Consider the following 25113-nt stretch of genomic DNA (forward strand, 5'->3'; position numbering starts at 1 on the left):
AAACCTGTTGAATGAGTGATATAAAAAATATTTTCAAATACGTCCGGAATAAAACCTTTTATACCGCAGGTGGAAATAATGCAAATTTATAAGCAATTTGAACGATCCAGGATGATTCCCACCCTGAGTCTTCTGGTGGCAATGATTTTATGGGCCAGTTCATTTGTCGCATTAAAGATCGCCTTCCGACATTATGATCCCATGGTCGTTATTTTCGGAAGGATGCTGGTAGCCAGTGTATGTTTTCTATGTATCCTTCATCGATTCAGGGGCGCGTTTACCTACCGCAAAGGGGATATCAGGACAATTTTCCTGATGACCCTCTGCGAGCCATGCGTGTATTTTATCCTGGAAGCAAAGGCCGTTGAAAATACCACGGCTTCACAGGCGGGGATGATCACGCCCATGATGCCCCTGATGGTGGCCATAGCGGCCTGGATATTTCTGAAAGAGCGTATCTCCGCTAAAACGCTATCGGGATTTGTCATTGCCATCATCGGGGCATGCTGGATGAGTTCAGCCAGCCAGACATCCGAGTCTGCACCCAATCCGGCGTTAGGAAACTTTCTTGAATTTCTGGCAATGATTTGTGCTGCCGTGTATACCATTTTAATGAAACGGCTGACGCGTCGTTATCCTCCTTTTTTTCTGACCGGAATCCAGGCCCTTGCCGGCGGTGTCTTTTATTTTGGAATGCTGTTTTTTCCGTCAACCGCTCTGCCGACCACCTTTGACCCGGTTTCAACACTGGCGATCATCTATCTCGGATCGTTTATCACGCTTGGCGCCTATGGATGTTACAATTTCGGCGTCAGCTGCATTCCCGCCAGTCAGGCCTCGGCCTTTGTCAATCTGATTCCGGTGCTGACCGTGTTTTTTGGCTGGCTTGTCCTGGGGGAGCAGTTTACTGCCTCCCAGTATCTGGCTGCCCTGCTGGTATTTGCCGGGGTCCTGATCAGCCAGAAAGGTCATGTTAAAGAGGCTGTTGATATGACAGCAATGAAAGAACATCCTTTGTAATGGCTGATAGCTGATAAATTGAAGAAAAAAGTTCTTTTTTACGTCCTCTGCCTACTGCCCTCATGATTCATCGACCTGTGGAAATTTTGTTTGGTCCGGGACGGATCGGATATGGATATCGCATTGAGGAAATGAAATCTCAATATCCTTTTCCCGGAACAGACGGTCGATGGCAAACCGGATATTGGTTTCAACCGTCAGTATGTTGTCGATCAATGCCCAGATTCTCAATTTGAAAATCAGCGCACTGTCGGCAAAATCAGAAAACAACACATCCGGTTTCGGCTGTTTCAATATATCCGGGACGGTTTCGGCGATTTCAAGCAGACTTTGGCGGACCAGATGGACATCTGATCCGTAGGCCACCCCAACGGTAATGGTGCGGCGGATTCTCTGATCCTTGAAACTCCAGTTGGTCACCTGCGCGCTGATAAATTCGGAATTCGGGATAATCAGGGAGGCATTGTCATAGGTCTGGACCAGGGTGGAGCGCACGTTTATTTTTTTGACCGTTCCCCAGACGCCGCTGATTTCAATGGCATCCCCCACCTGAATGGGACGCTCAAAAAGAAGAATCAGTCCGCTGATAAAATTGTTGAAGATCGTCTGAAGCCCAAACCCCAGTCCGATACCCAGCGCACCAAATGCGACAACCAGGGAGGTGGTGCTGAGGCCGATGGCGTATAAGGATAAAAGAATGCCCATGGTCCAGATCAGATACGTGCTGATGGTGGTGATGGAATCTTTCAGTCCGAGGTCCAGGCCGCTGTACAGCAATATCCGTTCATGCAGTATATACCGCCAGAGATGGGCGCTGGTAAGGGTCAGAAAAAGGATGACAGCTGCGTAAAACAATCCGATCAGACTGAAATTCATCTGGCCGATGGCAAACGGGTGCTTCAGAATCGAAAACATGTTCACCAGAACCGCCTGCTTGGCACTCCAGGCCAGCAACAGAGACAAGATCAGGGTCAAACCCCACAGGAACCAGGAGCATCGAATAAACAGCCATTTTAACGTATAGCCGGGTTTTCTGAGCTTTTCTGCGCTGGCCGTTGCTTCCTGTTGGAACTCTGTTTCCCACTCTCTTACCACATGGAAGAGGATCAGCGCCCACAGTCCGATAATGGCGCTGCGGCCCCAGGACGTATACCAGTACAGCGCCAGTGAGCCATACCCTGCCAGTTCAATGAGAAAACCGCCGATCATGATGCCGTAGCACAGTCGAATGGCCAGGGGTTGAAGTACGCGGGACAGCTTGGAGACGGGTTTTTCCGGAGGAGGGACCTGGGATTGCATATTTTTCCAGAATAACAGGTTCCATACGATCAGGCTGATTCCGAAGAACATCCGCCAGGCCATCAATAATACACCGGAACTGCCGAGCAGCCATTCAATGCAAAGATAAACGATGGCAAAACAGCGCACCCATATCAGGCCGAAACGAAGCAATCTCCTGCGGGTTTCATTGATGGAAAACAGATTCAACGGTTTTGAAAATTTCAATACATCCAGGCCCCATCGGGTGGCCAGCAGAATCATCAAAATCAGAAAGATGGTCCGAATGATGGGTACGGTGGCATACAGGGCGTTGAACTGGGCGAACAGGTATGTATACAGGCCAATGCCCAGCAGAATCAGCGACCGCTGAAACAGTTTTATCCCTATGTATCTCCACGGGTATCTCTCCGCAGAAATATAACACTGCCTGAGATGGCGGAAAAAAAAGCCAAGCCGGATGGCCCCGGCTGTTGTGGTGAGCAGCAGAATCAGGAAAGTGAACGCCTGAAGACCATCAGCCGCCCATAATGGGCGCAGTTCGGTTTGCCAGAATGGTTTCAGCCCGAGGGATATGAACTGTTGGGATAAAAGTTGCAACTCTTCTTTAAAGTACGACCAGTTAAGCACCCCGAGAAGGTTTGCTCTGCGTTCAAACAGCTGTTGCTTTTTTCGGGATTTGATTTGTTGGTCGAATTTGTCGGCCAACTCTGACAAGGATGTCAGTGTGGTGTCGAGCTCGTTTGTCTGGCTGGTGTAAACATCATAAATTTTCTTGAGAATCCGCTGCTTTGAAACGAGGACATCCGTAAGTGACTGCATTTTGTTGATAAGAATTTTGCCGTTGGGATCTCTGGAGGCATCGGTGCGTATGTCGGACAGCTGCTTTTTATTCAGGTCCTGTTGCTCCTGGATCTGTTTGAGCTTTTCTCCGAACACTTCCGCCTGCTCGGCTGAAATTTTTAACTGTGGGGTTACGCTGTCGACCGCCAGCTTGTTTTCTCTCCAGGCTTTCTCTATATTTTCGATCTGAACCTGCGGCATCAGCAGCAGATTGCTGTGAACGGATAAGAGAACTTTATAGGCATTGATTTCCGTGGTCAGGGCCTTGCCGTAGTCTGTAATCTGCTTGAGCTGGAGTTTGAGCTCGTTGATCTGGCTTTTTTCGGTTTGAAGGGCCGTTTCCATGGATGCGGCAAGGTCGGCATAACTGGAGGGCGGGGGAAGCCGCTCGGGTGTCGCATTTTGTGAAAAGGAAACAGAAATATCCATGGGCAGGAGGCATATCAGAAGCAGATACGCGAATATCCTTGTCGGTATTGAGTTCACAAAGGCCGTATTTTGTCGTTTCATTGTGGCAATATCCTGTAGGGTAATAGAAGCAGCGCAGACCGTTCAAGATCTACCGGGAAAAAACAGAATATCATCATTGTGCTAAAATGGGTATTTATATCAAGCGGAAAATCAGTTACTGCTGGTAAAAGGATATGACAGGGCAGTAATGTTGCCGGTGACAAGTTGCCCGCGGATGGCCTGCAAAATGCGCGATGCGGGGAATCAGGATGTGTCGGTGTGAATCCCCGTATCGGTCGGCATTTGAAAAAATATTCTGTTTCCGGATGGAGGCTATCTCAGTGCCCGGGCATGTTTTTTTTTGACGCCCTCATTAAACTTGTCTGCGTAGACGACAAAGCGTTCATGGGTACAGTCTGAAATTTTTTCCACCCCGTCATCGGCTACCAGGTCAAAGGTAAGCTTACGGCCTTTGACCTGCGTTAATGTCCCCTTAACGGTCACGGTCAGCCCGGGAGGGGTGGCGGCCAGATGGCTCATGTTGACGCTGATTCCCACGGTCTGTTCTTCGGGCCATTCAATATGGGCGTTAATTGCCCGGATACAGGCCCATTCGAATAAACCGACCAGATAGCCGGTCGCAAAGACCTTTGGCATGACCTGAAATTCGGAAGCTTCGGGATACAGACTGGGTACGGTTTTTGAGTCGGGGACTTCAAATTTGAATTCAAACGTCAAGCCGGGTTTTAAGGAATCTTTCATGGGCTCCTCCATTGTGTTGAATGATAATCAGATGTCTGAAAACCGGTATTCTTGTCGAGGTTTTTAAGTAATAAAAGCGTTTCTGCCATGGCGCGAGCTGGTGACCGATGTGAAATAATAGGTTAATTTTATCAGCTGGTTACAGGCTGAGTGGCGCTGCGCTTTAGGGTCGAAAATTTTGCTCCCCAGTCCGACCGAAGGGTGCTGATTTAATGAGAGGCTAGCATATATGACAAGTTATGTCAAATAGATGGACGCCTTTCGAATTGCTGGCAGGCTGAATTCAGAAAATTCAATTTTGATGAATTCGTAAAAACTACCTGAACCCGTCATTCCCGCGCGGCGGGAATCCAGAATATGCTGAAATAACTTTACTTATCTTTTTAGTCGAATGGCAAATAAGGGCTGAATATGATTTTTTACATAGCCAATAATTTTACGCCTTGTTTTATATAGATTTTTTTTGTCTGTTTCGGGCTTGATCATAACTGCGGCCACAATGTCACGGGGTCCGTCCCGCCCATTGCCGGCTTCTCCAGCACGATCCGGGGGATGCCGTACGCCGGCAGCGGGCGGGACTCCGAGGCTACGCACAGCAAAATATGGCAGCAGTTATGATCAAGCCCTCTGCTTCTGATATGTCCGACGCGCAGCAAACGGGAAAACGCGGAGCCGGACAGCAGTAAATTGGAGGAGCGGAGGCAAGGAACTCTGCGCTTGCCTTTGGAGGATATGATAGGGTAAACTTGATTTATTCTGACCCTGCATAACCCCCAGCGGTGCATTGCATAAGCAAAATGACGAAAGATACAGAAGCGTTGACGTTACAATCAATGGAAGTACATTACGGCGACAGGATGGTGACCGCTGCAGATAATCTTTCTGATCAGAAGAGTCATATATACGGCCTGGTTCTCTCGTCGGCCGGTATCGAATATGAACTGGTTCGAACGGGTTGCGGCAGTCAGATACGGGTCAAACAGTCCGATGTTGAAAAGGCTGTCTGCTCCATCAATGCCTATCTGGAGGAAAATCCGGATCCTGCTAAAAATGATAAAAACGCAGGATTTGACTATCGCGGCAGCTACGCCGGAATATGGGCAGCGTTGTTCCTGCTCGTGTGGCATGTGGCGATTGTTTCGGGAAATGATCTGAATCGTTTTATTCCGGTGTTCGGCGCCTCGGCCGATAAAATAATCAACGGAGAGCTTTACCGGTGTGTGACCGCGATGCTTCTGCATGCCGATGCCCTTCACCTGGCAGGCAATATGGCAGCCATTGCCATATTCGGATCGGCGGTGTGTTCCATTGCGGGGTGGGGCGTTGGATTGTTGATGATACTTTTTACCGGTATTGCCGGCAATTTCATCAATGCGGTCTGCTATCAAACAGCCCATATTTCGATCGGATCTTCAACAGCGGTTTTCGGCTGTATTGGTCTGCTCTGTGCTCATCAAGTGTTTAAAAAAATGTCTGTGCCGGGCCGCAGATTCAGTGCAGTGGTCCCTGTAGCGGCAGGACTGGCGCTTCTGGGGCTGATGAGTTCCGGGAGCCGTGTGGATATCACCGCCCATCTGTTCGGCTTTTCTGCCGGGCTTGTTTTCGGCTCGGGATGGACGCTGTTTGTCAAACGTATGCCGTCGGCAGGATATCAATGCATCAGCCTGTTGTCCGGCATCCTTATCATTATGCTCTCCTGGCTGAGGGCATTGTGGAGTTAACCCCGGTCAGGGGAATGTACCCGCTAACCCAAAGGAGGACGTCTGATGGATTTTGAATCGTTAGCGCCGTATCGACATGCCATGATTGATTGCTATAACGGGGATACACTGGCCAAACTGATTATCTACCGGGATGACGGTTACAGGGAAGATCATTGTATCAGTACCTATTTTCAGGAGGGGGAAACGCTTTCGTCGTTGAATAAAGCAGCCATTGATCTGTGCCGGGGGAATGTTCTGGATGTGGGGGGAGGTGCCGGGCGCCACAGTCTTGCGCTTCAAAAAAAAGGATATCGTGTCTGTTCCATCGATATATGTCCTGAGGCTGTCGCGATCATGAAAAAAAGAGGTGTTGCGGATGCCCGGTGCGTTGATGTGTTTGACTTTGATGAAACATCGTTTGATACGGTTTTGCTCATGATGCATGGAATCGGTGTGGTAAAGGACTTAAACGGCCTGCAACGATTTCTGGTTCATGCCCGGGGACTGATCCATCCCGAGGGGCAGATTCTGATGGATTCGGTGGACATGAGAAAAACAACCAACCAGGTCCATCTGGCATATCAGGAGTACAACCGGCGCAACGGGCGTTATTTCGGGGAAACTCAATTGATATTTGAGTACCGGGGCAAAAAAGGCCTGCCGTTTAAATGGCTTCAGGTGGATCATGAAACGCTTGCCGAATATGCCCGGAGCGCCGGGTGGAGCTGTTCGATTCCCTACAGTTTTGCCAGTGGGGATTATCTGGCCTGTCTTCAATTAAATTAAGGACTGAGGTCAGATCCGGCCGGAATCAAAAAAATCACGCAACGCCGCAAGAAAATTAAAACCTTTGCGACTTTGGTGCGCGTGCGATCAATTTTACTGATGCGGTCCGTGCCCGCAACCCAATTTCCATGGAATTGCCGTTACAAAAAACTCTTTAATTTTCTACCGCCCGTTCGCTTCGCTCGAGACACAGAGCTCGCAGAGACAAAAACCACCGTTTCGAGGCTCTGCGTTCTTCGCGTCTCGAGCGAAGCGGGCGGTAACTATAACGGGAAAATTTTTGTTTTTTTTGACAGAGTTTGAGGGATAAGACACTAAAGCATTCACGGTTAAATCGACCAGTCGATGATTTCGATAATTTCTTGTTTTGAAAAGAATCGGCCGCCTCCGATGCCCGGGCATTGACGGGAAACGGCTTTCCAGGTTTGTTCCGAACGAAGATTTCTAAACCAGAAGGGAAATGTTTTGCACTGTCGGGGGCGAACCGGATAGATCCGGCAGCCGTTTTCATAGAAAAAACATCTTCCGTCCGCATGTTCACGGATGCTGTAGCTTTGTCTGCAGGGATAAAGATAATCCGAAATAAAATCCGGTTCGGGCAACTTTAAAAAACGGGCAATACATGCTATTTCAGCCGGTTCCACATAGATGATTCCGGGGCTTCCCGTGCAGCACCCGCCGCACTGGCGACATTGGAAATAAAGACCGTGATCAAAAAAATAGGGTCGTTGGTTGAGACTGTCCATGGGAAGCAGCGTTTTCTCCGTTCATATAAATATCAGGCAGATGCCCCTATCTATACCATACTTCTGGATTGCTATCAAAACAGAATGGATCAGGTTTGAACGGAAAGGGTCAAATATCCGGTCCATGCAAATTCAGGGCTTGATCATAACTGCAGCCATATTTTGCCGTGCGCAGCCGCTGAGTCCCGCCCGTTGCCGGCATCCCCCGGATCGTGCTGGAGAAGCCGGCAATGGGCGGGACGGACTCCGCGACATGGTGGCCGCAGTTATGATCAAGCCCTGAATTCATATCGTGTCGTCATGGCACGATGGCGGGGAAATTCCTGTTCGATGAATATTATACAAGATGATGGCATCATCTGCCATGATTGAAGAGCCCTTCAAAATTTTGCGTAATAAATTTTGAAGGGCTCTTTTATTTGGTATTATTCACCTCTGGTATTAATCCGGGTGGGGTATGCTGTTTTATACCAGACCCTGATCCAGCATGGCATCTACAATTTTAACGAAACCGGCAATATTGGCTCCATTCATGTAATTGCCCGGCGTGCCGTATTCTTCTGCGGTATCCAGACAGGTCTTGTGGATGCTTTGCATGATCCGTTTGAGGCGATTGTCCACTTCTTCACTGGACCAGGCCAGGCGCATGCTGTTTTGGGACATTTCCAGTCCGGATACAGATACCCCGCCGGCATTGGAGGCTTTGCCCGGGGCATACAGGATGTGATTGCTGAGGAAAATTTCAATTGCTTCGGGCGTGCTGGGCATGTTTGCCCCTTCACAGACCATGGCAATGCCGTTATTGATCAGATTCTGTGCATCCGTTCCGTTTATTTCGTTCTGAGTAGCGCTCGGGAATGCGCAGTCGGCTTTCTGGTTCCACAGCGGATTATAATCCAGAGCAGGATCTACCGGGGTGAAGACCGCAGACGGGTATTTTCCCGCATATTCCTTAACCCGTCCCCGTTTGATATTTTTCAGCATCATGATATAGGCGAGTTTTTCTCTGTCGATACCGGTTTCATCATAGATGTAACCTGAAGAGTCAGAAAAAGTGATGACTTTGCCGCCAAGATCCAGTATTTTTTCTATGGTGTATTGTGCCACATTTCCGGATCCTGAAACCAGGCATGTCTTGTTTTCGAGGGTTTCGTTTTGAGTTGCCAGCATTTCTGCCGCAAAATAGACTGATCCATATCCAGTCGCTTCCGGACGGATCAGACTTCCTCCCCAGCTCAGACTCTTTCCGGTCAGTACCCCGGAAAATTCATTGCGCAGCTTTTTGTACATCCCGAACAGGTAACCGATTTCCCTGCCGCCAACACCGATATCGCCCGCCGGTACATCTGTATCGGGTCCGATATGCCGGAAGAGTTCGGTCATGAAACTCTGGCAGAACCGCATGACTTCATAGTCGGACTTGCCTTTGGGATCAAAGTCTGAACCGCCCTTGCCTCCGCCCATGGGAAGAGTGGTCAGGGCGTTTTTGAATACCTGTTCGAAAGCGAGAAATTTGAGAATTCCCAGATTGACGGAAGGATGAAATCGAAGCCCGCCTTTGTATGGACCGATTGCGCTATTCATTTGAATACGAAAGCCTCTGTTTACATGAATTTCGCCTTTATCATCAAACCAGGGAACCCGAAACATTATAACCCGTTCGGGTTCGATCAGTCTTTCCAGTATTTTTTCTTTGCGATATGCCGGATTTCGGTCAAGGACCGGCTGGATTGATTCCATCACTTCACCAACTGCCTGGTGAAACTCCCGCTCATTGGGGTCTTTTTCTTTAACCAATTGAAGAATGTCGCTCATGATTTTTTCCTTCCTCTAACATTTTAAAATAAGTCTAATCTGTTAAAAATGACTACGGGTAACAGTGAGAAAAATGAAGCCGCATGCTGCAGGAACAAAAGACGGCGCATGCATGCGTTCAGGTGATTTTAAAACTTTAAAGAACCCTTGCCATTGAGTGAAATATTGCAGCTGTTCGATATAAAAATCCTTTAATAAATAAACCAGTCCATGGAAAACGCCTGAAAAATGGCTTGCCGGTATCCTTAATATCGGGGAGGGGTGGCTTGCTAACCCCGAAATAAAATCGGTGCCGTATTCGTTAAAGGCTGACAAAAAAAGTAATATTTTTGCCAAAAAGGAGCTTGATCATACAAACCGCTTCTTCCGGTAATTTCAAGCTCAAGCATATCGCCTTTATTCCCCGCCCGGCCAGGCCTCCGCATCCATGCTGTATTGATAATCCAGTAATATTTACTGGAAAAAGTAAACCCATAATTTATTGCAATATATATACCATGTTCGACGATGATAACCTAAAAATACAGTATGTTTAATATTTTCAATCAGCTATAATATATAAACAATCAGGAGTGCAAAAAAACAGGTCTCTATTTCCTACATTATTGTAGTTTTGTTCCAGAAATTCTACATTCATGTAGAATTTAAAGCGAGCTGTGCCCGCGACCTCAATAAGCACATTCTATGCTGATTAATAATTCTGGAATTGCTTCTATCATCTGCCGTTTTTGTCATTCCCGCGGCGGAAATCCGGAGCGTATGAAAATAGCTGGACAGTACAGGCATTTCCATTCTTGTTTTTTACCTCAAACGAAGTACGCCTCAAGAAATAGCGCTTTTCAGTCCGCCCGCAGGGCGCTGATTCAGGAAAATGGGGCTCGATCATACTGCGGCCATATTTTGGTACATGTAGCTTCGGAGGCCTGTCCGTTGCCGCCGTAAGACATTTTTTGGATCGTGCGGGAGAAGCTTGGAACCGTCGGGACGGATTTCGTGACACTGTAACCGAAGATATGATCAAGGCCTGAAAAAACGCCAATTCGGATCAGCGGCGGTTGTTTTTTAAGTGATAAGAAAGATGGCAGGTTCGGGGGGAGGGGCTTTTACCTGGTGAAATGTTGCGGTTTTAATGGAAACCTCATTGGGCATACCTTGGAAATGTGTCATGGGAAATCATGATGCCCGGGTCAATAGACCCGTTTTAAAAAGAAATTTCCAACTCCGGGCAGCGTGATGTCAATGGAATTGTCCTCTACTATCCGACCGGAAATTACCCCTCCGGATTTTGTATGCAGCCATATATCCTGTCCTCTGACTTCCCATTTAAAATCGATGACCTCATCTCCCGCCGTCCAAACCCCCTTTCCGTCGGGTTTGAGGTCAAGGACAATTGAAAAATCTTTATTGATAGGGTTGAGTTCTTCATATTTACCGGCTGTTTCATACCTGCGGCTGCAGGACAGGAAAACAAGGCCGCTCAGGAGCAGGCAGCAGAATATCACTATGGGCCGTTTCATAATTAAATATCCTTGATGGTCAACAAAAATTTTTGTTCTAGTTGCAGGGCCGAATCATACACATAAACATGGAGGGTCATCATCAGCCAGATGATGTCGCGCAGCAGTGTTGACAAGCCCATGGGTTCTTCAACCGTGTGAAAGCAGCCGCATCCGATGGGAATATCTCTGATGAGTGTTATGCCGATGGCAAAAATAAATAATACCAGCATGGCCATGATGGAAACAGCCGCTGCCTTGGTTCTTACCCCGGCAAACAGAAGCAGGCCGCAGATCAGTTCCGTCCAGGGCATCAATACCGCTACGATGTGAACCCCCCAGAATGGTACCAGTTGATAGCTGGCAATGGTCTCGGCAAATTCTCCGGCATAATTGATTTTGGACATGCTGGCATAAATAAAAACGCCGCCGATATAAAGCCGCAGTATCAGTGCCGTGTATTTGTTAAACAGGATTTTTGTTATGAATTCAAATACCTTCATGCGTCGATTGAAAATCCTTTTTTCTTCCATGCAGACAGCCCGCCTTCCAGCACTTTGACGATTTTATGCCCGCGTTGTAACAGCTGGCTGGCCACCTCTTCATCATAATGTTTACTGATGGTGCGGCCATAAACAATAATTTCCTTATCCGGATTCAGATTGTTCAACTTCATCATATACACAAAGTCAAAAATAGCGGGCGGGAGATTGATAGCGCTTTTAATGTGATTCTGATTGTAAAATTCCTTGGGCCGGGCATCGATCATGATGGCTTTTCCCTGGTAGAGGAGTGCCTGCGCCTGATCGACGTTGATCGTCTCGGATGCGGGCTGAAAATAGGATTCCGGTATCAGCGGGATTCCGTTTGGACTGGACAGGTTGAAAAAAAATCCGATGAGTATCGCCGTCGCCAATATCAATACGAAATCAAACGGCTTCACCCGGTCCATTCGTTGAAGTTCCCCTCTGACAAGGGATTTGATATGGGCCTTTGCCTTTTCCAGAATCGTAATTTTGTTTACGGCATCGGTCAGTTCGGCAATGGTTTGATTCAGTTCTGCATTTCGCAGCTCCAGGTCTTTATTAAGGGCCTGAATCTTTTCAAAAGACCGCGTATTTTTCAGATAGACGATAAAATTTGTCGCGTAGTTAAACAGCAGCGTGTCTTCATCCCGGCTTAACGGGGTGTTGGATATTTTCAAACCGATTCCCACAAGCCCCATGAAGGTTTGATCAACCAGAAACATCAGAGCGGAATTGGCTGACAGACCGAACGGGTCTTTATTCAGGATGTCGGTGTCCGCAATTCTCATAACGCTCATGGGGGTTAAGGTTCTCTGGTCCGTTGCCTCAAAACTTTCATAAAAGAGTCTTTCCGCCACATCCGGAAGGATCTCCTTTTTCAAATCCATGCCCCGGACGGCGGTGCGAACGATTTTGCTGTCTCTGTCGTAAAGAAGGATGAAGGCCTTTCCAAGACTGAAAGCGCCCATGGTCATGAGCAGGAAACTGTCGATAAGTCTGTCCATTTCTATGATCGGACTCAGCTCCGAGTTCAAGTCATAAAATGTCTGGAGGTAAAATACGCGTTTATCAAGTTCATCCTGAGCTTGTCTGGCTTCATTCAACGCCTTTTCCAGTTCGGTGTTTTTATTGCCGAGATCTGAATTGAGCTGGCGTATATTCCGGGTGGACAGGGCTTGTGAAAGAGCGTTCATGAGGATATTCGTCAGGCTTAGCAGAATATCGATATTCTCTTCGGTCAACGATTCGCCGGTGAATTTTCCGCTAAATCCTAACAGGCCGGAATACACCTCATCGATGGTCCACAAAATCAAAACGCGGGTGCGATCCGGAAACAGGGAATGGTCTGCGATGTTATCTTTGGTGATTACTTTGATGCGCGGAATGGATACGGCCTGCAAATCCGTATTGGTAAAATATTCTTCGCAGATCTGAAAAATATTGTCTTTGAGCCTTGAAACGACAGAATCTGAAAATCCCCGGCAGGAGATGTGCCCTTCTCTGGTTTTGGTATTGATCAGGGCGGAAAGACCGTGGGTGATCCCAAAGGGTCCCATGGCCATCAACAAAAATGTATCCATTATTTTTTTAGGCTGGATCAGGCCCGCGAGTTCCCGCGTCGTATCGATCAGGGTCTGGTAGTAAAATACTTTTCGTTCCAGATCATCCCTGATCGTTTGGGTTTTTTCGAGAACCGCTTTTAATTCTGAAATGTTTGTATTGTCCATAGCTCCTGTGCCAAACAGTTCGGTCAACAGATGAAGTGAACGATTCTGACGATCTTTAACTAGCACCGCAGCTTAAGACAGGTCAATATAACCTGCAGCTTCAATCCCGGATACGGAGCGCTGCTTCTCCGTTGTCTTGTCGGTGGGGTAAAGGCGTCGGCACAATTTGTCTTTGTCGAGGCCCTGAGAGCTTGTTTTCGGAAGAGGCCGCCTTTTTGTTAATGCACAACGTGAATTAATCGGCGACTATCTCTTCCACAAGTTTTGAAATCCCTACAATATTAAATACCTTTTTAAAATTCTCGGACAGGCCGGTCACAAAAATTCTGAAATTTTTCTGCTGGGCGTCCAGAAGCAGCTGCGTCAAAATGGCAATCCCTGCCCCATTGATGGACGCATTTTCATTGAATGCCAGGGTAATTTTGCCCTTGTTCATTGCAATGGCATCTTTATAGGCCTCCTGTAAAATCGACTCGGAATGAGAGGAAATGTTACCCTGAATATGAATTACTGCCGTTACTTCCTTTTCTTCTACGGAAACTTCCTGCTCTTTGTTATTGGCAAGTTTTATCCGTTCCTCTGCTCGTTTGAGTGCCTGATTCAAGGCCTGACGCTGAATCGGTTTGTTGATAAAATCGGTTGCGTCCAGGTTAAGCGCCTTGATGGCAAGATCCATATCCCCATGGCCGGTAATGACGATAACCTCTGTTTTGGGTTCGATCTTTTTGATTCGTTTTAATACCTCGATGCCGTCCATACCGGGCATTTTGATATCCGTCAGAACCAGGGGGGGCCTTTCCTGTTCAAACAGCGCAATTCCTGCTTCGCCATTTTCGGCTGTCAAGACGGTATATCCGTATGCGCTCAGGAGAAAACGAAACATGGTCAACGTGGGGGTTTCATCATCAATAATCAGTATCTTGTTCATGCGCATTTCCTTTTTTAAATTATGCGGCCGCAGGAAAACTCAGTGTAAAGGTGGTTCCTTCACCCTCTTTGCTGAAAATTTTAATATCACCATCATGGTCTTTAACTATGCCGTAGGTAATCGCCAGGCCCAGGCCCATTCCCTGTCCGGCTTCCTTGGTGGTAAAAAACGGCTCGAAAATTTTGTCCATCACCGATTTGGGAATGCCAATGCCCTTGTCCTGAACTTCCGCGAACACTTTTTTCCCGTACTGATAGGTTTTGATCGTGATGGTTCCTCCATCCGTGTTTCCTTCTTTTCGACTCTTTTTTTTGATGGCATCCCGTGCATTGGTGGCCAGATTGAGAAATACCTGCTGAAGCCGGTTATCATAACCTGAAATCGGGGAAATCTGGTCCGAGAGTTCCAGTTTGATGGAGATGTTTTCCAGTTCGAATTGTCTGCCGATCGTGGATACGGCCCCCCGGATGGGCTTGTTCAGATCGAGTTTGTCTTTTATCAGACTGTCTTTTCTGCCAAACGAGCGCAGGGTATTGATAATATCGGCAGCTCTGTCCACCTGGCTGCTGATCTCATTGACTATCTGAAGAAATTCCGGTTTTGGGACATCGAGATCTTCGGTGGCCATCATCCCGAGAAATTCACTGCCGAGCTTTATGGCATTGAGCGGCTGGTTGATTTCATGAGCAATGCCGGCCGATATTTCGCCGAGGGATTTCATTTTGCTGGCTTGAATGAGTTGAGCGTCTTTTTCAATCAAATCGGTAATATCCGTGGCTTCGATAATAATGGCCGGTTTTTCCTTGTAACTGATGGCGCAGGCATGTGCATTGACATAAAACGGTTTTTTCCCTTCTTTATATTGAAGCACTTTAGGGTAATAAACGCAACCCTGGGCATTTTTGTCTTTTTGAAAATACGTCAGGTAATCTGCATTGGTATTTGTTTTCGGACCCAGATCAAGGATGGATTTGCCGATCAGGTCATCATTCAAATACCCGTAAATTTCAAACGCTCTGGGGTTGGCGTCAATAATTTCAAGTGTATTCCGGTCAACAACAAAGATCGGGTCCGGCCCGCTGTCAAACAGCGAGCGGTATTTTTGTTCGGTTTCCCGCAGTTGTTTGGGATAGGGCTTGATCCTCCAGATCATATTCTGAAAAGAGTTGGTCAGCTGGACCACTTCGTCCCCCTTGCGCTTGCCGAAAAACAGACATTGCTGGCAGATGCTCAGGTTTCCGGATGCTTTGTCTTGCGCGGTATCCAAACCATCCTTGGATTTTTCGATCAGTTTGCACGGCAGGTCAGGATTGCCGTAAGCCGGGCAATCAGTGGGTTTCCATCCGTCAATGATATTGTCGAGTTGAACGTCAAAATTGCCCCGGCTGAATTCGTTGGAAATCCGGATGAGGTTTGAGATCGGCCCGGTGATGTACAGCGCCAGTTTGTGGCTGATGATAAATACAATGACGATGATCAACAGAATAAAGCCTATAAAGATAAATTTGAGCTGATCCATCAACGTGTCGATATGGCTCTTGTTGAGTCCCGCATGCACGGTTCCGATACGGTAGATTCCCTCTTTGATGGGCAGGGCAATGTCAAAGGCGGTATTTTCGTCGATGCGGAGCATTTTTACGCTTTTATTCTGCCCCGGCGGTATGGGGTTTGCCAGGCGCAGTTTTTCGGGAAAAGGACGGGTGAAGGTATGGCTGATTACCTGGTTGTCCGGATCGGTGATAAAAATATATGCGATGAGGTCTTTGCGTTCGCTGACCTGCTGAACATCAAAAATCATGCTCAATAAGCCCGGGTAATTTTTGTCAAGCAAATAGCCGCTGCTGCTGTCAGCAATACTGCTGGCCAGTGCCAATCCCCTGAGTTCCAGTTCAGAGGTCAGGGTGCTGACCAGCATCAACCGGGCAAGAAAGGCGATGGTTACACTGATAATGAGAATTACGGCCATGATGGAGAAGAAGAATTTGTTTTTCAGGTTGATATTTAATAGTCGTCTCATGAACCCTCAGCTGAAACTGATTTTTTATCCTGCCCAAGGATGTCTTTTTTAATGGATGTCCAGCCTTCATTGATCAGCATGAACTTGCCGTTTTCCAGCCGGGTGAAATAGACCCTGTCCATCCCCTGATGATCGGTAGGGCTGAATGAGATCGTAATATCATAACCGAGCGGATATCCGTTAATAGACTCGATGGCATCGATGAACCGTTCCCTGGTAAGGTTTCTTCCGGCCCGTTGTAATCCCTCTACCAGAACCTTCGCGTTAATATAGCCTTCAAATCCGACAAAGTCGGGTTCATCATCCGGATAATACTGTTTGAGAAGGGTGGCAAATTCCATGGTTTTTCCAAGACGAATCTGGTCTTCGGTGCCTTCCGGCCGGGGTACTACCTGCGACATGATCACCGTGGCGTCGATGTCCGGTCCCAAATGTTTGGCGAGATCTTCTGATCCGGCAAACGACGGGGTATAGAAAACCGGATGGGCCCCCTTGCTGATTGAACGCTTGATGAATTCGGCGCATGGCTTTGAGGTGCCGATCATGACAACGGCATCTGCTCCGGAGGCGATGATTTTGTTCGATGCCTCTTCGACATCGAGGGTTCCCCTGATATACGATCCGCTGGCAACCGGAGCCAGATTATATTCCTTAAGCGCAAGTTCCGTACCGGTCAGGCCGTCAAAGCCATAGGCATCATACTGATATAAGACAGCAATTTTTTTGATCCCCAGATCTTCGACCAGATGTTTAACCGCTGTGCCGGTTTCCTGATAATATGAAGCCCTGACATTGATAACATAGCGGTTAAACGGTTCCCGCAGGGCATTGGCACCGGTAAACATTCCCAGAATCGGAATCTTTGCGCTGTCAACCATCGGTAGAATTTTTACGGTTGTCGGCGTGCCGACGTAACAAAAAAGGGCAAAGACTCGATCTTCGATAATCAGCCGCTGGGTGTTCGCCACGCATTGGGGTGGATCGTAACTGTCGTCACGGGCAATGATTTTTATTTTTCGGCCGTGGACCCCCCCCTGATCATTGACATATTTAATGTAGCACATGGCACCGCGAAGGGTCTGCGTTCCTAAAAAACTGGCGTGTCCCTTGAGTGCCAGGGACGATCCGAAAATAATTTCAGTGTCGGTAAATCCGATGGGATTTTTCAGGCGGGATTCTATCTGTTCGTTCTGGTTGCATGCCGACAGTGCAACGAAATTTAAAAAAATAATCAACAAAAAGCGGATGGCCTTTTTCACTGAGCGTCTCCTCAACACAGCAGAGAATCTACGACTAATTTTATGCATCAGTCAAAATGAAACATAAACCGTATGCATTGACCGATTGAGATCGGGGGGAAATGAACGCGTTCGTTGTATTCTGTGTCGGTATGTCTTTAAATTCAAAATAGTTAATCGATATAAACATCGATATAATAAATGAAATTATAGATGAAAAAAAAACACTGTCAAGGTTTAAAGGAATAAATCAGAGAGGCTGACGCTTCTGTGTGCAACAATCCTTATGGGTGGCTTTTCGTTGTTTGCCCGGCCAGCCGGAAGCCGGATTTCCGGAAGCAGAGGAACAAAAAATAATATATTTTTATTCGCTGAACGCGGTTGCCATGAAAATGGAATCTATCGCTTGACAAGATTATTATTCAGACATAAAAATCAAAAATTGCTATTTATCCCTGATGCGGCGTCAGGGATTGTTTAGGGCTCGATCAAAAACAGGCTCGCAATTTTAAGTGTTGAGGCGCCTGTCTGGCAAGGCACGAAAGTGCAGGAATATCAAGTATATTCCGAGCTTTTGTAACACAGCCTGGCAGGATGCATCGGCGCTTAAAATGGGAAGTTATTTTTGAGTGAGCCCTTAGCATCGTCTGGTGTGATGTAGTGCCCTGAAACGGGCAGTACACGGTCGTTGATAAAGTTATTATGTGATAATTCAAGGTGCTTGCCATGCTACCCGTTGTTTCATTTGTCGGAAAATCCAATTCCGGGAAAACCACGCTGGTTGAAAAACTTATCCCGGAACTGAAAAAAAGGGGTTATAAAATCGGTGTCATTAAACATTCCTTCCATGGTTTTGATATTGACCAAAAGGGAAAAGACAGCTGGCGACACAAGAATGCCGGCGCGGACGCCGTAATGGTAAAATCCTCGGATAAGATAGGATTTATAAAAGATTGTCAGAAAGATTCACTGGATGATCTGCTGAAGTATTTTGAAGGAATGGATCTTGTTATCACCGAAGGGTTCAAGAAGGCTGACAAACCTAAAATAGAGATTTTTCGCCGGGCCGTTCATCACGAGCCTTTGTGGCATCCCGACAGCCATGACATTGTGGCGATTGTGACCGATGATGATATCGATGTCACCATCGATCGTTTCGGTCTGGATGATATAAAAGAATTGGCCGATTTTATAGAAAATCGGTTTCTTTGAGAAGGTCGCAGAGAGCCTCTGCCCCTGACGGTGTGCGATGTCAGTGACGATTTTGGGCCTATGGCCTGATCCACCCGCAGAAAAAATTCAACCGAGTCCCCGCAGTCTCTGGTTTTTTTGTCCCGTCCGTCCGGGGAATCCATCGGTTTTCGTTTTTCGAACTGGTTTGCCATGATCCGGTAATTTGCCGAATGGTCCTGCCAGTAATCAAAGGACTTTTTACTCATCTGCGCGATCTTTTCTCCGGGTTAGCGTGTTTAAAAAGTTAAAGGCAATGGCCGCTATGAGACGGGTATGGCGCGCAGGGGCAGTTTGTCATTGTTTTCGGCTGTACAGCCGGGGGACATTTTATTTTTTACCCGGGCTTATTGTTTTTCAGACTGGATAATGCCAGGTAAAATGCGCCCATGGACAGTTCTGCGCAGTGTCTGGAATCTTCCGGCAATGTTTCCAGATAGTTGATAACGTCTTCCGGCGTCAAATTCCATGCTTCATCGATGGTTTCGCCCTCGGCAAGGTGAATTACCGTGTTTGCGCAGGCATTGGTGTTTTTGCAGCCATCTATATCAAAACAAATATCCTCAAGTATGCCCTGATTCACCCGCAGAAAAAATTCAACCGAGTCCCCGCAGTCTCCAGTTTTTTTGCCATGTCCGTCCGGGGAATCCATCGGTTTTCGTTTTTCGAACTGGTTTGCCATGATCAGGTAATTTGCCGAATGGTCCTGCCAGTAATTAAAGGGTTTTTTACTCATCTGTTCGACCTTATAATCCAGGTTGACGGTTTTTTAAAAAATAATCCTGCCCCCTATGCGAAGGGTAGCACAGGTTGATTGAAATGTCCGCATTGTCGTTTAAATCGATCGTATTCCGGTATCGGATAATAATCATAATTGTTTAACATTTTTCAGTTAGCCGACATTGACTCGCCTGTCAATTGATTTTCTATTATTTCGAACGAGAGTTGTGTCCATTTTGTTTGCGCTTGCCGGGTTTGCGAATAGAATACACGCGATATTCACAACCCGGTCTGTTTCGAAAATTTTATGCGCAGATCGGTGCAGATCGACTCGGGAGTGAAACAAGTGCGCGGGTGGGTCATGAAACAGTAAAAAATTTCCCTGAATTTGTCATGCGGCGGTCATAACGGAATTTACGGTCTGAATATGATTTAGCAATTATAGCCTGATAGACTTATTGCTTGACATGCAGTAAATGCCTAATTATAATTTAATCACTTATCGAGTGGATAAAACATGATCTTTCCGCAGGGTATATCGTGTATGTGCCCGATACGTTAAGCATATTAATATGTGTGTTTTTTCACGATAAATCCTCAACGCGGTTTATTTCAGCTGTCTCTCAGCGATACTTGCCTTGATCTGTGCCTGGATTCAAAATTTATCTTTTTTCAATACTCAAATTCAGTTCCTACGGGGAGTACTCGTTTTTTTGAGCGGTGTTTTTTATGAAATAGAGACTGGATAGAGTCCATTTTTTTGTTTTTTTCGGCCAGCCTGCTCTTGGTAAATGCTTTTTAAAAATGAAGCTAATGCACAAAATGTGGAGGAACGTATGATGAAGAAACATATAGGGGCTGTTTTTTGTGTTTTAACTGTTTTTGTTTTTCTGGCAGGAAATTGTATCGCGGCAAATGGGGTGAAGGTCGGCGTTGTTCTTCCCCTTACCGGCGATCAGGCCAAGTTCGGAGAGGTGGAAAAATTATCATTTGAAATGGCCGTGGAAGAAATTAATGCCGCCGGTGGCATTAACGGAACTCCTCTGGAACTTCTGATAGAAGATGATACGGGGCGTCCCGAAGTCGGGCGGTCGGTCGTGGAAAAGCTGATTTCCAAAGACAAAGTGGTGATGCTGGGTGGCGGGTACAGCAGTAGCGTAACCTATGCCGTTGCCGGGGTATGTCAGCAGAACCGGATACCGTTTTTAGTGAATACAGGCTCGGCAGATAAAATCACCACCTCCGGGTGGGATTATATTTTTCGTCTGAATCCGCCGGTCAGTGAATACGCGGGTGCAATCGAAACCCTGCTGACACAGGTTGTCAAACCCAAAACGGTTGCAATTCTTTATGAAAACTCGCTGTTCGGGACCTCTGGGGCCACATCGTTTGCAAAAACCTGTGAAAGCCTCGGTTACAAAGTGGTCCTGAAAGAAGGCTACGAACATGGCGGGATCGATTTTAAGCCGGTTCTGATTCAGGTGAAGCGGGAAAATCCGGATATCCTCTACATGGTATCCTATATTATGGATGCATCCTTGTTGATGAAGCAGGCAAAGGAATTAAAACTCACCCCCAAAATGTTTATTGGCGGTGCGGCCGGTTTTACCTTGCCGGAATTTTATCAGAATGCCGGGATTGCTTCTGAAAAAGTCATTTCCGCCACCCTGTGGCATCAGGTGCTGCCTTATCCGGGCGCGATGGATTACTTCAACAAATTTGTGACCAGGTATAATAAACCTACCGAATATCATGGAGCAGAGGCATATGCGGCATGCTATGTGATTGCGGACGCGCTGAAGCGTGCCAAATCGTTCAATACGCAAGATGTCAAACAAGCCCTGTCTGAAACGGATATGATGACAATCTTCGGGGCGGTCAAATTTGTTTCCTACGGTAAAATGAAAAATCAGAATAAGCTGCCCACCTATGTCGTGCAGTGGATTGATGGGAAGCTAGAGATGGTCTGGCCGTCGGATTTGTCTACAAAACCGTTTTTCTACCCCGTGGACTGGTTAAATACCTGGAAATATTAGCCCGGCATAACAGGCTGTTGAAAAACAAGAATCGGGTTGACCGACAAGGTTCGCTGTGATTCGGCAAGCGCAGCCCGGGTTCACTATGTGAGCATTGGCGAGAGATGCGAAACGCCGTGCGGCGGCCTGAGGTGGAGTTTTTCAACAGCCTGATAAGGGTTGAGATGGATACTGAATTGTGAAACGGCTATATTGAAAGGAATTCCTATGGAAGTTTTCCTCCAAACCCTTGTCGCCGGAATTCTGATCGGTGGAATTTACAGTCTGATCGGGATAGGGATGACCCTGATCATGGGCGTTATGGGAATCATTAATCTGGCTCACGGCCAGTTGATGATGGTGTCCATGTATATTACGTTTGTTCTGTTTGAGACTTTGCATCTGGACCCGTATTTTTCGCTGCTGGTAAGCATGCCGCTGCTGTTTCTGCTGGGCAGTGCTATCCAGAAGTTCCTGTTGAATCCGTTGATGAAGGTGGAATCGATTCTGCCGGAGAACCAGGTATTGATGACCGTCGGAATCGGGATGGTACTGGCTGAAATCGCCAGGTTCATTTTTTCATCCGATTATAAAACCGTAAAAACCTCATACAGCTCGTCAGCTTTCTTTATGGGAAATATTTCGTTTAATTTACCGATGTGTATCGCCTTTTTGTTTGCGGTGGGCTTTACGGTGGCCCTGTTCCTGTTTCTGCTGAAGACCGATATCGGCCGGTCTATCCGGGCGACGGCGCAGGATAAAGATGCCGCCACTCTGATGGGCGTTAACAGCAGCCGGGTTACGATCATTACCTTTGGCCTGGGTTCAGCGCTGGTTGCCTCTGCCGGTACGCTTCTGATTCCGATATTTTATCTTTTCCCGGACATCGGAGGGCCGTTTACCCTCAAAGCATTTGTCATTACGATACTGGGAGGGCTGGGCAGCACTGTCGGCGCCATACTGGGGGGGCTTGTCCTGGGGATCACCGAATCTCTGGGCGCTACGTATATCGGAATGGGATATAAAGAAATGATCGGGTTCGTGATTTTCATCCTTGTCCTGGTATTCCTTCCCGGAGGTTTGAAACGGTTGACCAAGATTTAGTCGAGGATATTATGCAGAAGAAAATTGTATACGCCGTTCTGGGAATCGTATTTTTACTCTTTCCGCTTGTCGTTGCGTCTGATTACTACCAGCATCTGGTTATTATCGCATTGATGTGGGTGGTCATCGGCTCCGCTTGGAACCTGCTGGCCGGATATACCGGTCAGGTGTCTTTTGGACACGCCATTTTTTTCGGGGTTGGCGCGTATACCGCCGGGATTCTATCCACAAAGCTGGGAATATCGCCCTGGTGGGGGATGCTTTTCGGAGGGGTGGCGTCCATGCTGGTCGGTCTGTTTGTGGGCTGGGTCTGTTTCCGGTTGCGTGGACCGTATTTCGCCCTGGCGACGTTAGCCGGGGGTGAAATATTCCGGTTGATTGCTACCAACTGGGAAAGCCTGACCGATGGGATGGTCGGCATCCTTATCATGCAGACGTTCAGGAGCAAACTTCCGTATTACTATATTGCCCTGGCTCTGGCCGTGCTGTGCGTGTATGCCATATACCGGATCATGCGGTCAAAGTGGGGGTATTACTTTGTTTCCATCAGGGAAAATCAGGATGCGGCCGAATCACTTGGAATCAGTACCTTGTTGTACAAGAATGTCTCGCTTCTGGTCAGCTCGTTTTTTACCGGAATGGCCGGGGCGTTTTACATGAACTATATGGCGTTTATTGATCCCCAGGTCGTGTTTTCGATGCATTACATTTCCATCATGTCCATCCTGGTCGGTATTGTCGGCGGAGTTGCCACCATTATGGGACCCGCCGTGGGCGCGTTTATCATGGTCGGGCTGCAGGAAACGTTCCGAAGCTCTTTTTTCGGTCTTGCGCCCCAATGGGTCAGTCAGTCACATGCGCTGGTATTCGGCCTGCTGGTAATTTTCGTTATCTTATTTCTGGCCAATGGCGTGGTCGGTGACTGGAATAAAATTAAACGGAATGTGTTTCGAATCAAGACCTCTTCCTAATCTGTATGTAATGGAGAAATCCTATGCCGGTATTTTTTGAAGTCAGAAACCTTACCAAAACGTTTGGCGGTCTGAAAGCGGTGGACAATATTTCCTTTCAGCTTCAGCAGGGAGAAATACTGGGATTGATCGGACCCAACGGCTCGGGTAAAACCACCACCTTTAACTGTATCAACAACTTTTATCCCATAACCTCCGGGGATATTCTGCTCAAGGGCAAAAGTATCAAGGGGCTTAAAACATACCAGATCTGCAAGCTGGGAATCGGCAGGACATTTCAGGTGGTGAAGCCGCTGGCACGGATGACGGTTCTGGATAATGTCATGGCAGGGGCTTTCTGTCGGGTCAATACCATCAAGGCCGCCCGGGAGGAAGCCCTGAACGTGTTGAAATTTTGTAATCTTTACAAGGACAGGGATAAGCTGGCAAAAAGTCTTCCGATCGGAGGCCGAAAACGACTTGAAATTTCAAGGGCAATGGCAACAAAACCGGAATTGCTGCTTCTGGATGAAACTGCGGCCGGGCTGAATCCGGGAGAGCTGGATGAAGCGATTGGACTGATCAGAAAAATTCGGGAAAGCGGGGTCAGTATCCTGATTGTAGAACATATCATGAAGGTGATCATGACTATATCCGATCGCATTCATGCAATCAATTTCGGGGGTACCATTGCCGAAGGTACGCCAAAAGAGGTTGCCGCCAACCGGGCCGTCATTGAAGCCTATCTGGGAGAAGAGCATGCTCAAGGTTAACAATATCAATGTGTTTTACGGAGATCTTCAGGTCCTTTGGGATGTGACATTTGAAGTGAAGGAAAAAGAGATTCTGGTGCTGGTTGGCGCCAATGGCGCCGGGAAGTCCACGACGCTCCGGACGGTATCGTCTCTGATCAGCCCCCGATCCGGTTCCATTGAATTTGAAGGCGTCCGTCTGGATAAACTTCCGCCGAACAGAATTATAGAACACGGCGTTGTTCATGTTCCTGAAGGCCGGCGGTTGTTTTCGGATATGAGCGTTGAGGAAAATCTGATCATGGGGTCTTTGTTCGGTGAGGCCAAAAAAAAACGACATCAGACGATGGAACATGTATTTAGCCTGTTCCCCAGGCTTCAGGAGCGACGAAAGCAGATGGCCGGGACTCTCTCGGGGGGAGAGCAGCAGATGGCGGCTATCGGAAGGGGCCTGATGTCAAAACCGAAATTGATGATGTTTGACGAGCCGTCCCTGGGTCTGTCTCCGCTTCTGGTACAGGAAGTGTTCGGTCTGGTGAAGCGGGTCAATGAGGAGGGGGTGACCGTGCTGCTTGTCGAGCAGAATGTCACTCAGACGCTGGCCATGTGTGACCGGGCCTACGTGTTGGAAAACGGCCGCAATGTTCTGGAAGGTACCGGGGAAGAGCTGATGAAAAATGACCATGTGAAAGAGGCCTATCTGGGGATATGACAGGGCCCTTCAGTAGGCTGTCCAAATATTGTATAGAATTTTTTTTTGATTAATTGCTATCAGCAGGTTACAGACTGGGGGACGTTGCGCTTGAAGGGCGGGTCGAGCTTTGATGTCTTGAGGATGTCATAAGATAAAAGCCTCTTGCCTCAAGCAAAGTGCCTCTCCAGTGACAGTGCTCCGTGAGTCCGCCCGAAGGGCGCTGATTTGAAATTGTACCCTGTTTAAATGGGTCGGATAGTGTTTGCCTGATCGTTCTCCTTCTGTTAGAAGGTCCTCTGGCTGCATGTCGGA

General features: G+C 47.5%; 21 protein-coding genes. 9 read left to right on the forward strand and 12 right to left on the reverse strand.

Features of this window, described 5'->3' with window-relative positions; genetic code table 11:
- Positions 1 to 78 precede the first annotated feature (78 nt).
- A complete protein-coding gene (locus tag PHQ97_03925; protein ID MDD4391883.1) occupies positions 79 to 1020 on the forward strand; it encodes a DMT family transporter in 942 nt (313 codons plus the stop codon).
- Between the two features lie 60 nt (positions 1021 to 1080).
- On the opposite strand, the gene PHQ97_03930 is transcribed toward PHQ97_03925, so the two are convergent.
- Entirely contained in the window at positions 1081 to 3651 is a 2571-nt protein-coding gene (locus PHQ97_03930) for a mechanosensitive ion channel (GenBank protein ID MDD4391884.1), read from the reverse strand.
- 273 nt (positions 3652 to 3924) lie between these two features.
- Positions 3925 to 4353, reverse strand: a complete 429-nt coding sequence (locus PHQ97_03935) for a thioesterase family protein (GenBank protein MDD4391885.1) — start codon at positions 4351 to 4353, stop codon at positions 3925 to 3927.
- A 797-nt stretch (positions 4354 to 5150) separates the two neighbouring features.
- Here PHQ97_03935 and PHQ97_03940 point away from each other — a divergent pair.
- Together PHQ97_03940 and PHQ97_03945 are read left to right on the forward strand one after the other, a co-directional pair.
- Entirely contained in the window at positions 5151 to 6074 is a 924-nt protein-coding gene (locus PHQ97_03940; GenBank protein MDD4391886.1) for a rhomboid family intramembrane serine protease, read from the forward strand.
- Positions 6075 to 6119: 45 nt separating this feature from the next.
- Complete coding sequence (locus tag PHQ97_03945; protein MDD4391887.1) at positions 6120 to 6842, forward strand: methyltransferase domain-containing protein; 723 nt, start codon at positions 6120 to 6122, stop codon at positions 6840 to 6842.
- A gap of 329 nt (positions 6843 to 7171) precedes the next feature.
- On the opposite strand, the gene PHQ97_03950 is transcribed toward PHQ97_03945, so the two are convergent.
- From PHQ97_03950 to PHQ97_03990, 9 genes are all read right to left on the reverse strand, one after another.
- Entirely contained in the window at positions 7172 to 7588 is a 417-nt protein-coding gene (locus tag PHQ97_03950) for a YkgJ family cysteine cluster protein (protein ID MDD4391888.1), read from the reverse strand.
- A 465-nt stretch (positions 7589 to 8053) separates the two neighbouring features.
- The gene (gene gdhA, locus PHQ97_03955; GenBank protein MDD4391889.1) at positions 8054 to 9403 is read right to left on the reverse strand and encodes an NADP-specific glutamate dehydrogenase; all 1350 of its coding nucleotides are present in this window, start codon (positions 9401 to 9403) and stop codon (positions 8054 to 8056) included.
- 42 nt (positions 9404 to 9445) lie between these two features.
- Entirely contained in the window at positions 9446 to 9739 is a 294-nt protein-coding gene (locus PHQ97_03960) for a hypothetical protein (protein ID MDD4391890.1), read from the reverse strand.
- Between the two features lie 851 nt (positions 9740 to 10590).
- Positions 10591 to 10920 carry a hypothetical protein gene (locus PHQ97_03965; protein MDD4391891.1) on the reverse strand — a complete coding sequence of 110 codons (330 nt, stop codon included), beginning with the start codon at positions 10918 to 10920 and terminating at the stop codon, positions 10591 to 10593.
- A gap of 2 nt (positions 10921 to 10922) precedes the next feature.
- Entirely contained in the window at positions 10923 to 11402 is a 480-nt protein-coding gene (locus PHQ97_03970; protein MDD4391892.1) for a DoxX family membrane protein, read from the reverse strand.
- Entirely contained in the window at positions 11399 to 13153 is a 1755-nt protein-coding gene (locus tag PHQ97_03975) for a rhodanese-like domain-containing protein (protein MDD4391893.1), read from the reverse strand. The genes PHQ97_03970 and PHQ97_03975 overlap by 4 nt, the downstream gene beginning before the upstream one ends.
- A gap of 235 nt (positions 13154 to 13388) precedes the next feature.
- Positions 13389 to 14081, reverse strand: coding sequence for a response regulator (locus PHQ97_03980; protein ID MDD4391894.1), 693 nt, complete (start codon positions 14079 to 14081; stop codon positions 13389 to 13391).
- A 19-nt stretch (positions 14082 to 14100) separates the two neighbouring features.
- Positions 14101 to 16098 carry an ATP-binding protein gene (locus PHQ97_03985; GenBank protein MDD4391895.1) on the reverse strand — a complete coding sequence of 666 codons (1998 nt, stop codon included), beginning with the start codon at positions 16096 to 16098 and terminating at the stop codon, positions 14101 to 14103.
- On the reverse strand, positions 16095 to 17357 hold the full coding sequence (locus tag PHQ97_03990; GenBank protein ID MDD4391896.1) for an ABC transporter substrate-binding protein: 1263 nt from the start codon (positions 17355 to 17357) through the stop codon (positions 16095 to 16097). Before PHQ97_03990 ends, PHQ97_03985 begins: the two co-directional genes overlap by 4 nt.
- Positions 17358 to 18062: 705 nt before the next feature.
- On the opposite strand from PHQ97_03990, the gene mobB reads away from it, so the two are divergent.
- The gene (gene mobB / locus PHQ97_03995) at positions 18063 to 18548 is read left to right on the forward strand and encodes a molybdopterin-guanine dinucleotide biosynthesis protein B (GenBank protein MDD4391897.1); all 486 of its coding nucleotides are present in this window, start codon (positions 18063 to 18065) and stop codon (positions 18546 to 18548) included.
- A gap of 355 nt (positions 18549 to 18903) precedes the next feature.
- Here mobB and PHQ97_04000 read toward each other — a convergent pair whose 3' ends face one another.
- On the reverse strand, positions 18904 to 19302 hold the full coding sequence (locus PHQ97_04000; protein ID MDD4391898.1) for an iron-sulfur cluster assembly scaffold protein: 399 nt from the start codon (positions 19300 to 19302) through the stop codon (positions 18904 to 18906).
- An 820-nt stretch (positions 19303 to 20122) separates the two neighbouring features.
- Between PHQ97_04000 and PHQ97_04005 the strand changes: the two genes are divergently transcribed.
- The 5 genes from PHQ97_04005 to PHQ97_04025 all read left to right on the forward strand — a co-directional run bounded on the left by PHQ97_04005 (position 20123) and on the right by PHQ97_04025 (position 24819).
- Complete coding sequence (locus PHQ97_04005; protein MDD4391899.1) at positions 20123 to 21322, forward strand: ABC transporter substrate-binding protein; 1200 nt, start codon at positions 20123 to 20125, stop codon at positions 21320 to 21322.
- 207 nt (positions 21323 to 21529) lie between these two features.
- Positions 21530 to 22405, forward strand: a complete 876-nt coding sequence (locus tag PHQ97_04010; protein ID MDD4391900.1) for a branched-chain amino acid ABC transporter permease — start codon at positions 21530 to 21532, stop codon at positions 22403 to 22405.
- An 11-nt stretch (positions 22406 to 22416) separates the two neighbouring features.
- Complete coding sequence (locus PHQ97_04015) at positions 22417 to 23376, forward strand: branched-chain amino acid ABC transporter permease (GenBank protein MDD4391901.1); 960 nt, start codon at positions 22417 to 22419, stop codon at positions 23374 to 23376.
- 23 nt (positions 23377 to 23399) lie between these two features.
- A complete protein-coding gene (locus tag PHQ97_04020; GenBank protein ID MDD4391902.1) occupies positions 23400 to 24128 on the forward strand; it encodes an ABC transporter ATP-binding protein in 729 nt (242 codons plus the stop codon).
- Entirely contained in the window at positions 24115 to 24819 is a 705-nt protein-coding gene (locus PHQ97_04025; GenBank protein ID MDD4391903.1) for an ABC transporter ATP-binding protein, read from the forward strand. Before PHQ97_04020 ends, PHQ97_04025 begins: the two co-directional genes overlap by 14 nt.
- Positions 24820 to 25113: the final 294 nt, after the last annotated feature.

The sequence above is a fragment of the Desulfobacterales bacterium genome (genome assembly GCA_028704555.1).
GTDB lineage: Bacteria > Desulfobacterota > Desulfobacteria > Desulfobacterales > JAQWFD01 > JAQWFD01.

Excerpts from the sequence above, each read along its gene's own strand:
- PHQ97_03965 (MDD4391891.1), bottom strand. The coding sequence starts at position 10,920 with ATGAAACGGCCCATAGTGATATTCTGCTGCCTGCTCCTGAGCGGCCTT.
- PHQ97_03935 (MDD4391885.1), bottom strand. The coding sequence starts at position 4,353 with ATGAAAGATTCCTTAAAACCCGGCTTGACGTTTGAATTCAAATTTGAA.
- PHQ97_03925 (MDD4391883.1), top strand. The coding sequence starts at position 79 with ATGCAAATTTATAAGCAATTTGAACGATCCAGGATGATTCCCACCCTG.
- gdhA (MDD4391889.1), bottom strand. The coding sequence starts at position 9,403 with ATGAGCGACATTCTTCAATTGGTTAAAGAAAAAGACCCCAATGAGCGG.
- PHQ97_03930 (MDD4391884.1), bottom strand. The coding sequence starts at position 3,651 with ATGAAACGACAAAATACGGCCTTTGTGAACTCAATACCGACAAGGATA.
- PHQ97_04015 (MDD4391901.1), top strand. The coding sequence starts at position 22,417 with ATGCAGAAGAAAATTGTATACGCCGTTCTGGGAATCGTATTTTTACTC.
- PHQ97_03975 (MDD4391893.1), bottom strand. The coding sequence starts at position 13,153 with ATGGACAATACAAACATTTCAGAATTAAAAGCGGTTCTCGAAAAAACC.
- PHQ97_04010 (MDD4391900.1), top strand. The coding sequence starts at position 21,530 with ATGGAAGTTTTCCTCCAAACCCTTGTCGCCGGAATTCTGATCGGTGGA.
- PHQ97_03980 (MDD4391894.1), bottom strand. The coding sequence starts at position 14,081 with ATGAACAAGATACTGATTATTGATGATGAAACCCCCACGTTGACCATG.
- PHQ97_03950 (MDD4391888.1), bottom strand. The coding sequence starts at position 7,588 with ATGGACAGTCTCAACCAACGACCCTATTTTTTTGATCACGGTCTTTAT.
- PHQ97_04000 (MDD4391898.1), bottom strand. The coding sequence starts at position 19,302 with ATGAGTAAAAAACCCTTTAATTACTGGCAGGACCATTCGGCAAATTAC.
- PHQ97_04025 (MDD4391903.1), top strand. The coding sequence starts at position 24,115 with ATGCTCAAGGTTAACAATATCAATGTGTTTTACGGAGATCTTCAGGTC.
- mobB (MDD4391897.1), top strand. The coding sequence starts at position 18,063 with ATGCTACCCGTTGTTTCATTTGTCGGAAAATCCAATTCCGGGAAAACC.
- PHQ97_03940 (MDD4391886.1), top strand. The coding sequence starts at position 5,151 with ATGACGAAAGATACAGAAGCGTTGACGTTACAATCAATGGAAGTACAT.
- PHQ97_03985 (MDD4391895.1), bottom strand. The coding sequence starts at position 16,098 with ATGAGACGACTATTAAATATCAACCTGAAAAACAAATTCTTCTTCTCC.
- PHQ97_03970 (MDD4391892.1), bottom strand. The coding sequence starts at position 11,402 with ATGAAGGTATTTGAATTCATAACAAAAATCCTGTTTAACAAATACACG.
- PHQ97_04020 (MDD4391902.1), top strand. The coding sequence starts at position 23,400 with ATGCCGGTATTTTTTGAAGTCAGAAACCTTACCAAAACGTTTGGCGGT.
- PHQ97_04005 (MDD4391899.1), top strand. The coding sequence starts at position 20,123 with ATGATGAAGAAACATATAGGGGCTGTTTTTTGTGTTTTAACTGTTTTT.
- PHQ97_03945 (MDD4391887.1), top strand. The coding sequence starts at position 6,120 with ATGGATTTTGAATCGTTAGCGCCGTATCGACATGCCATGATTGATTGC.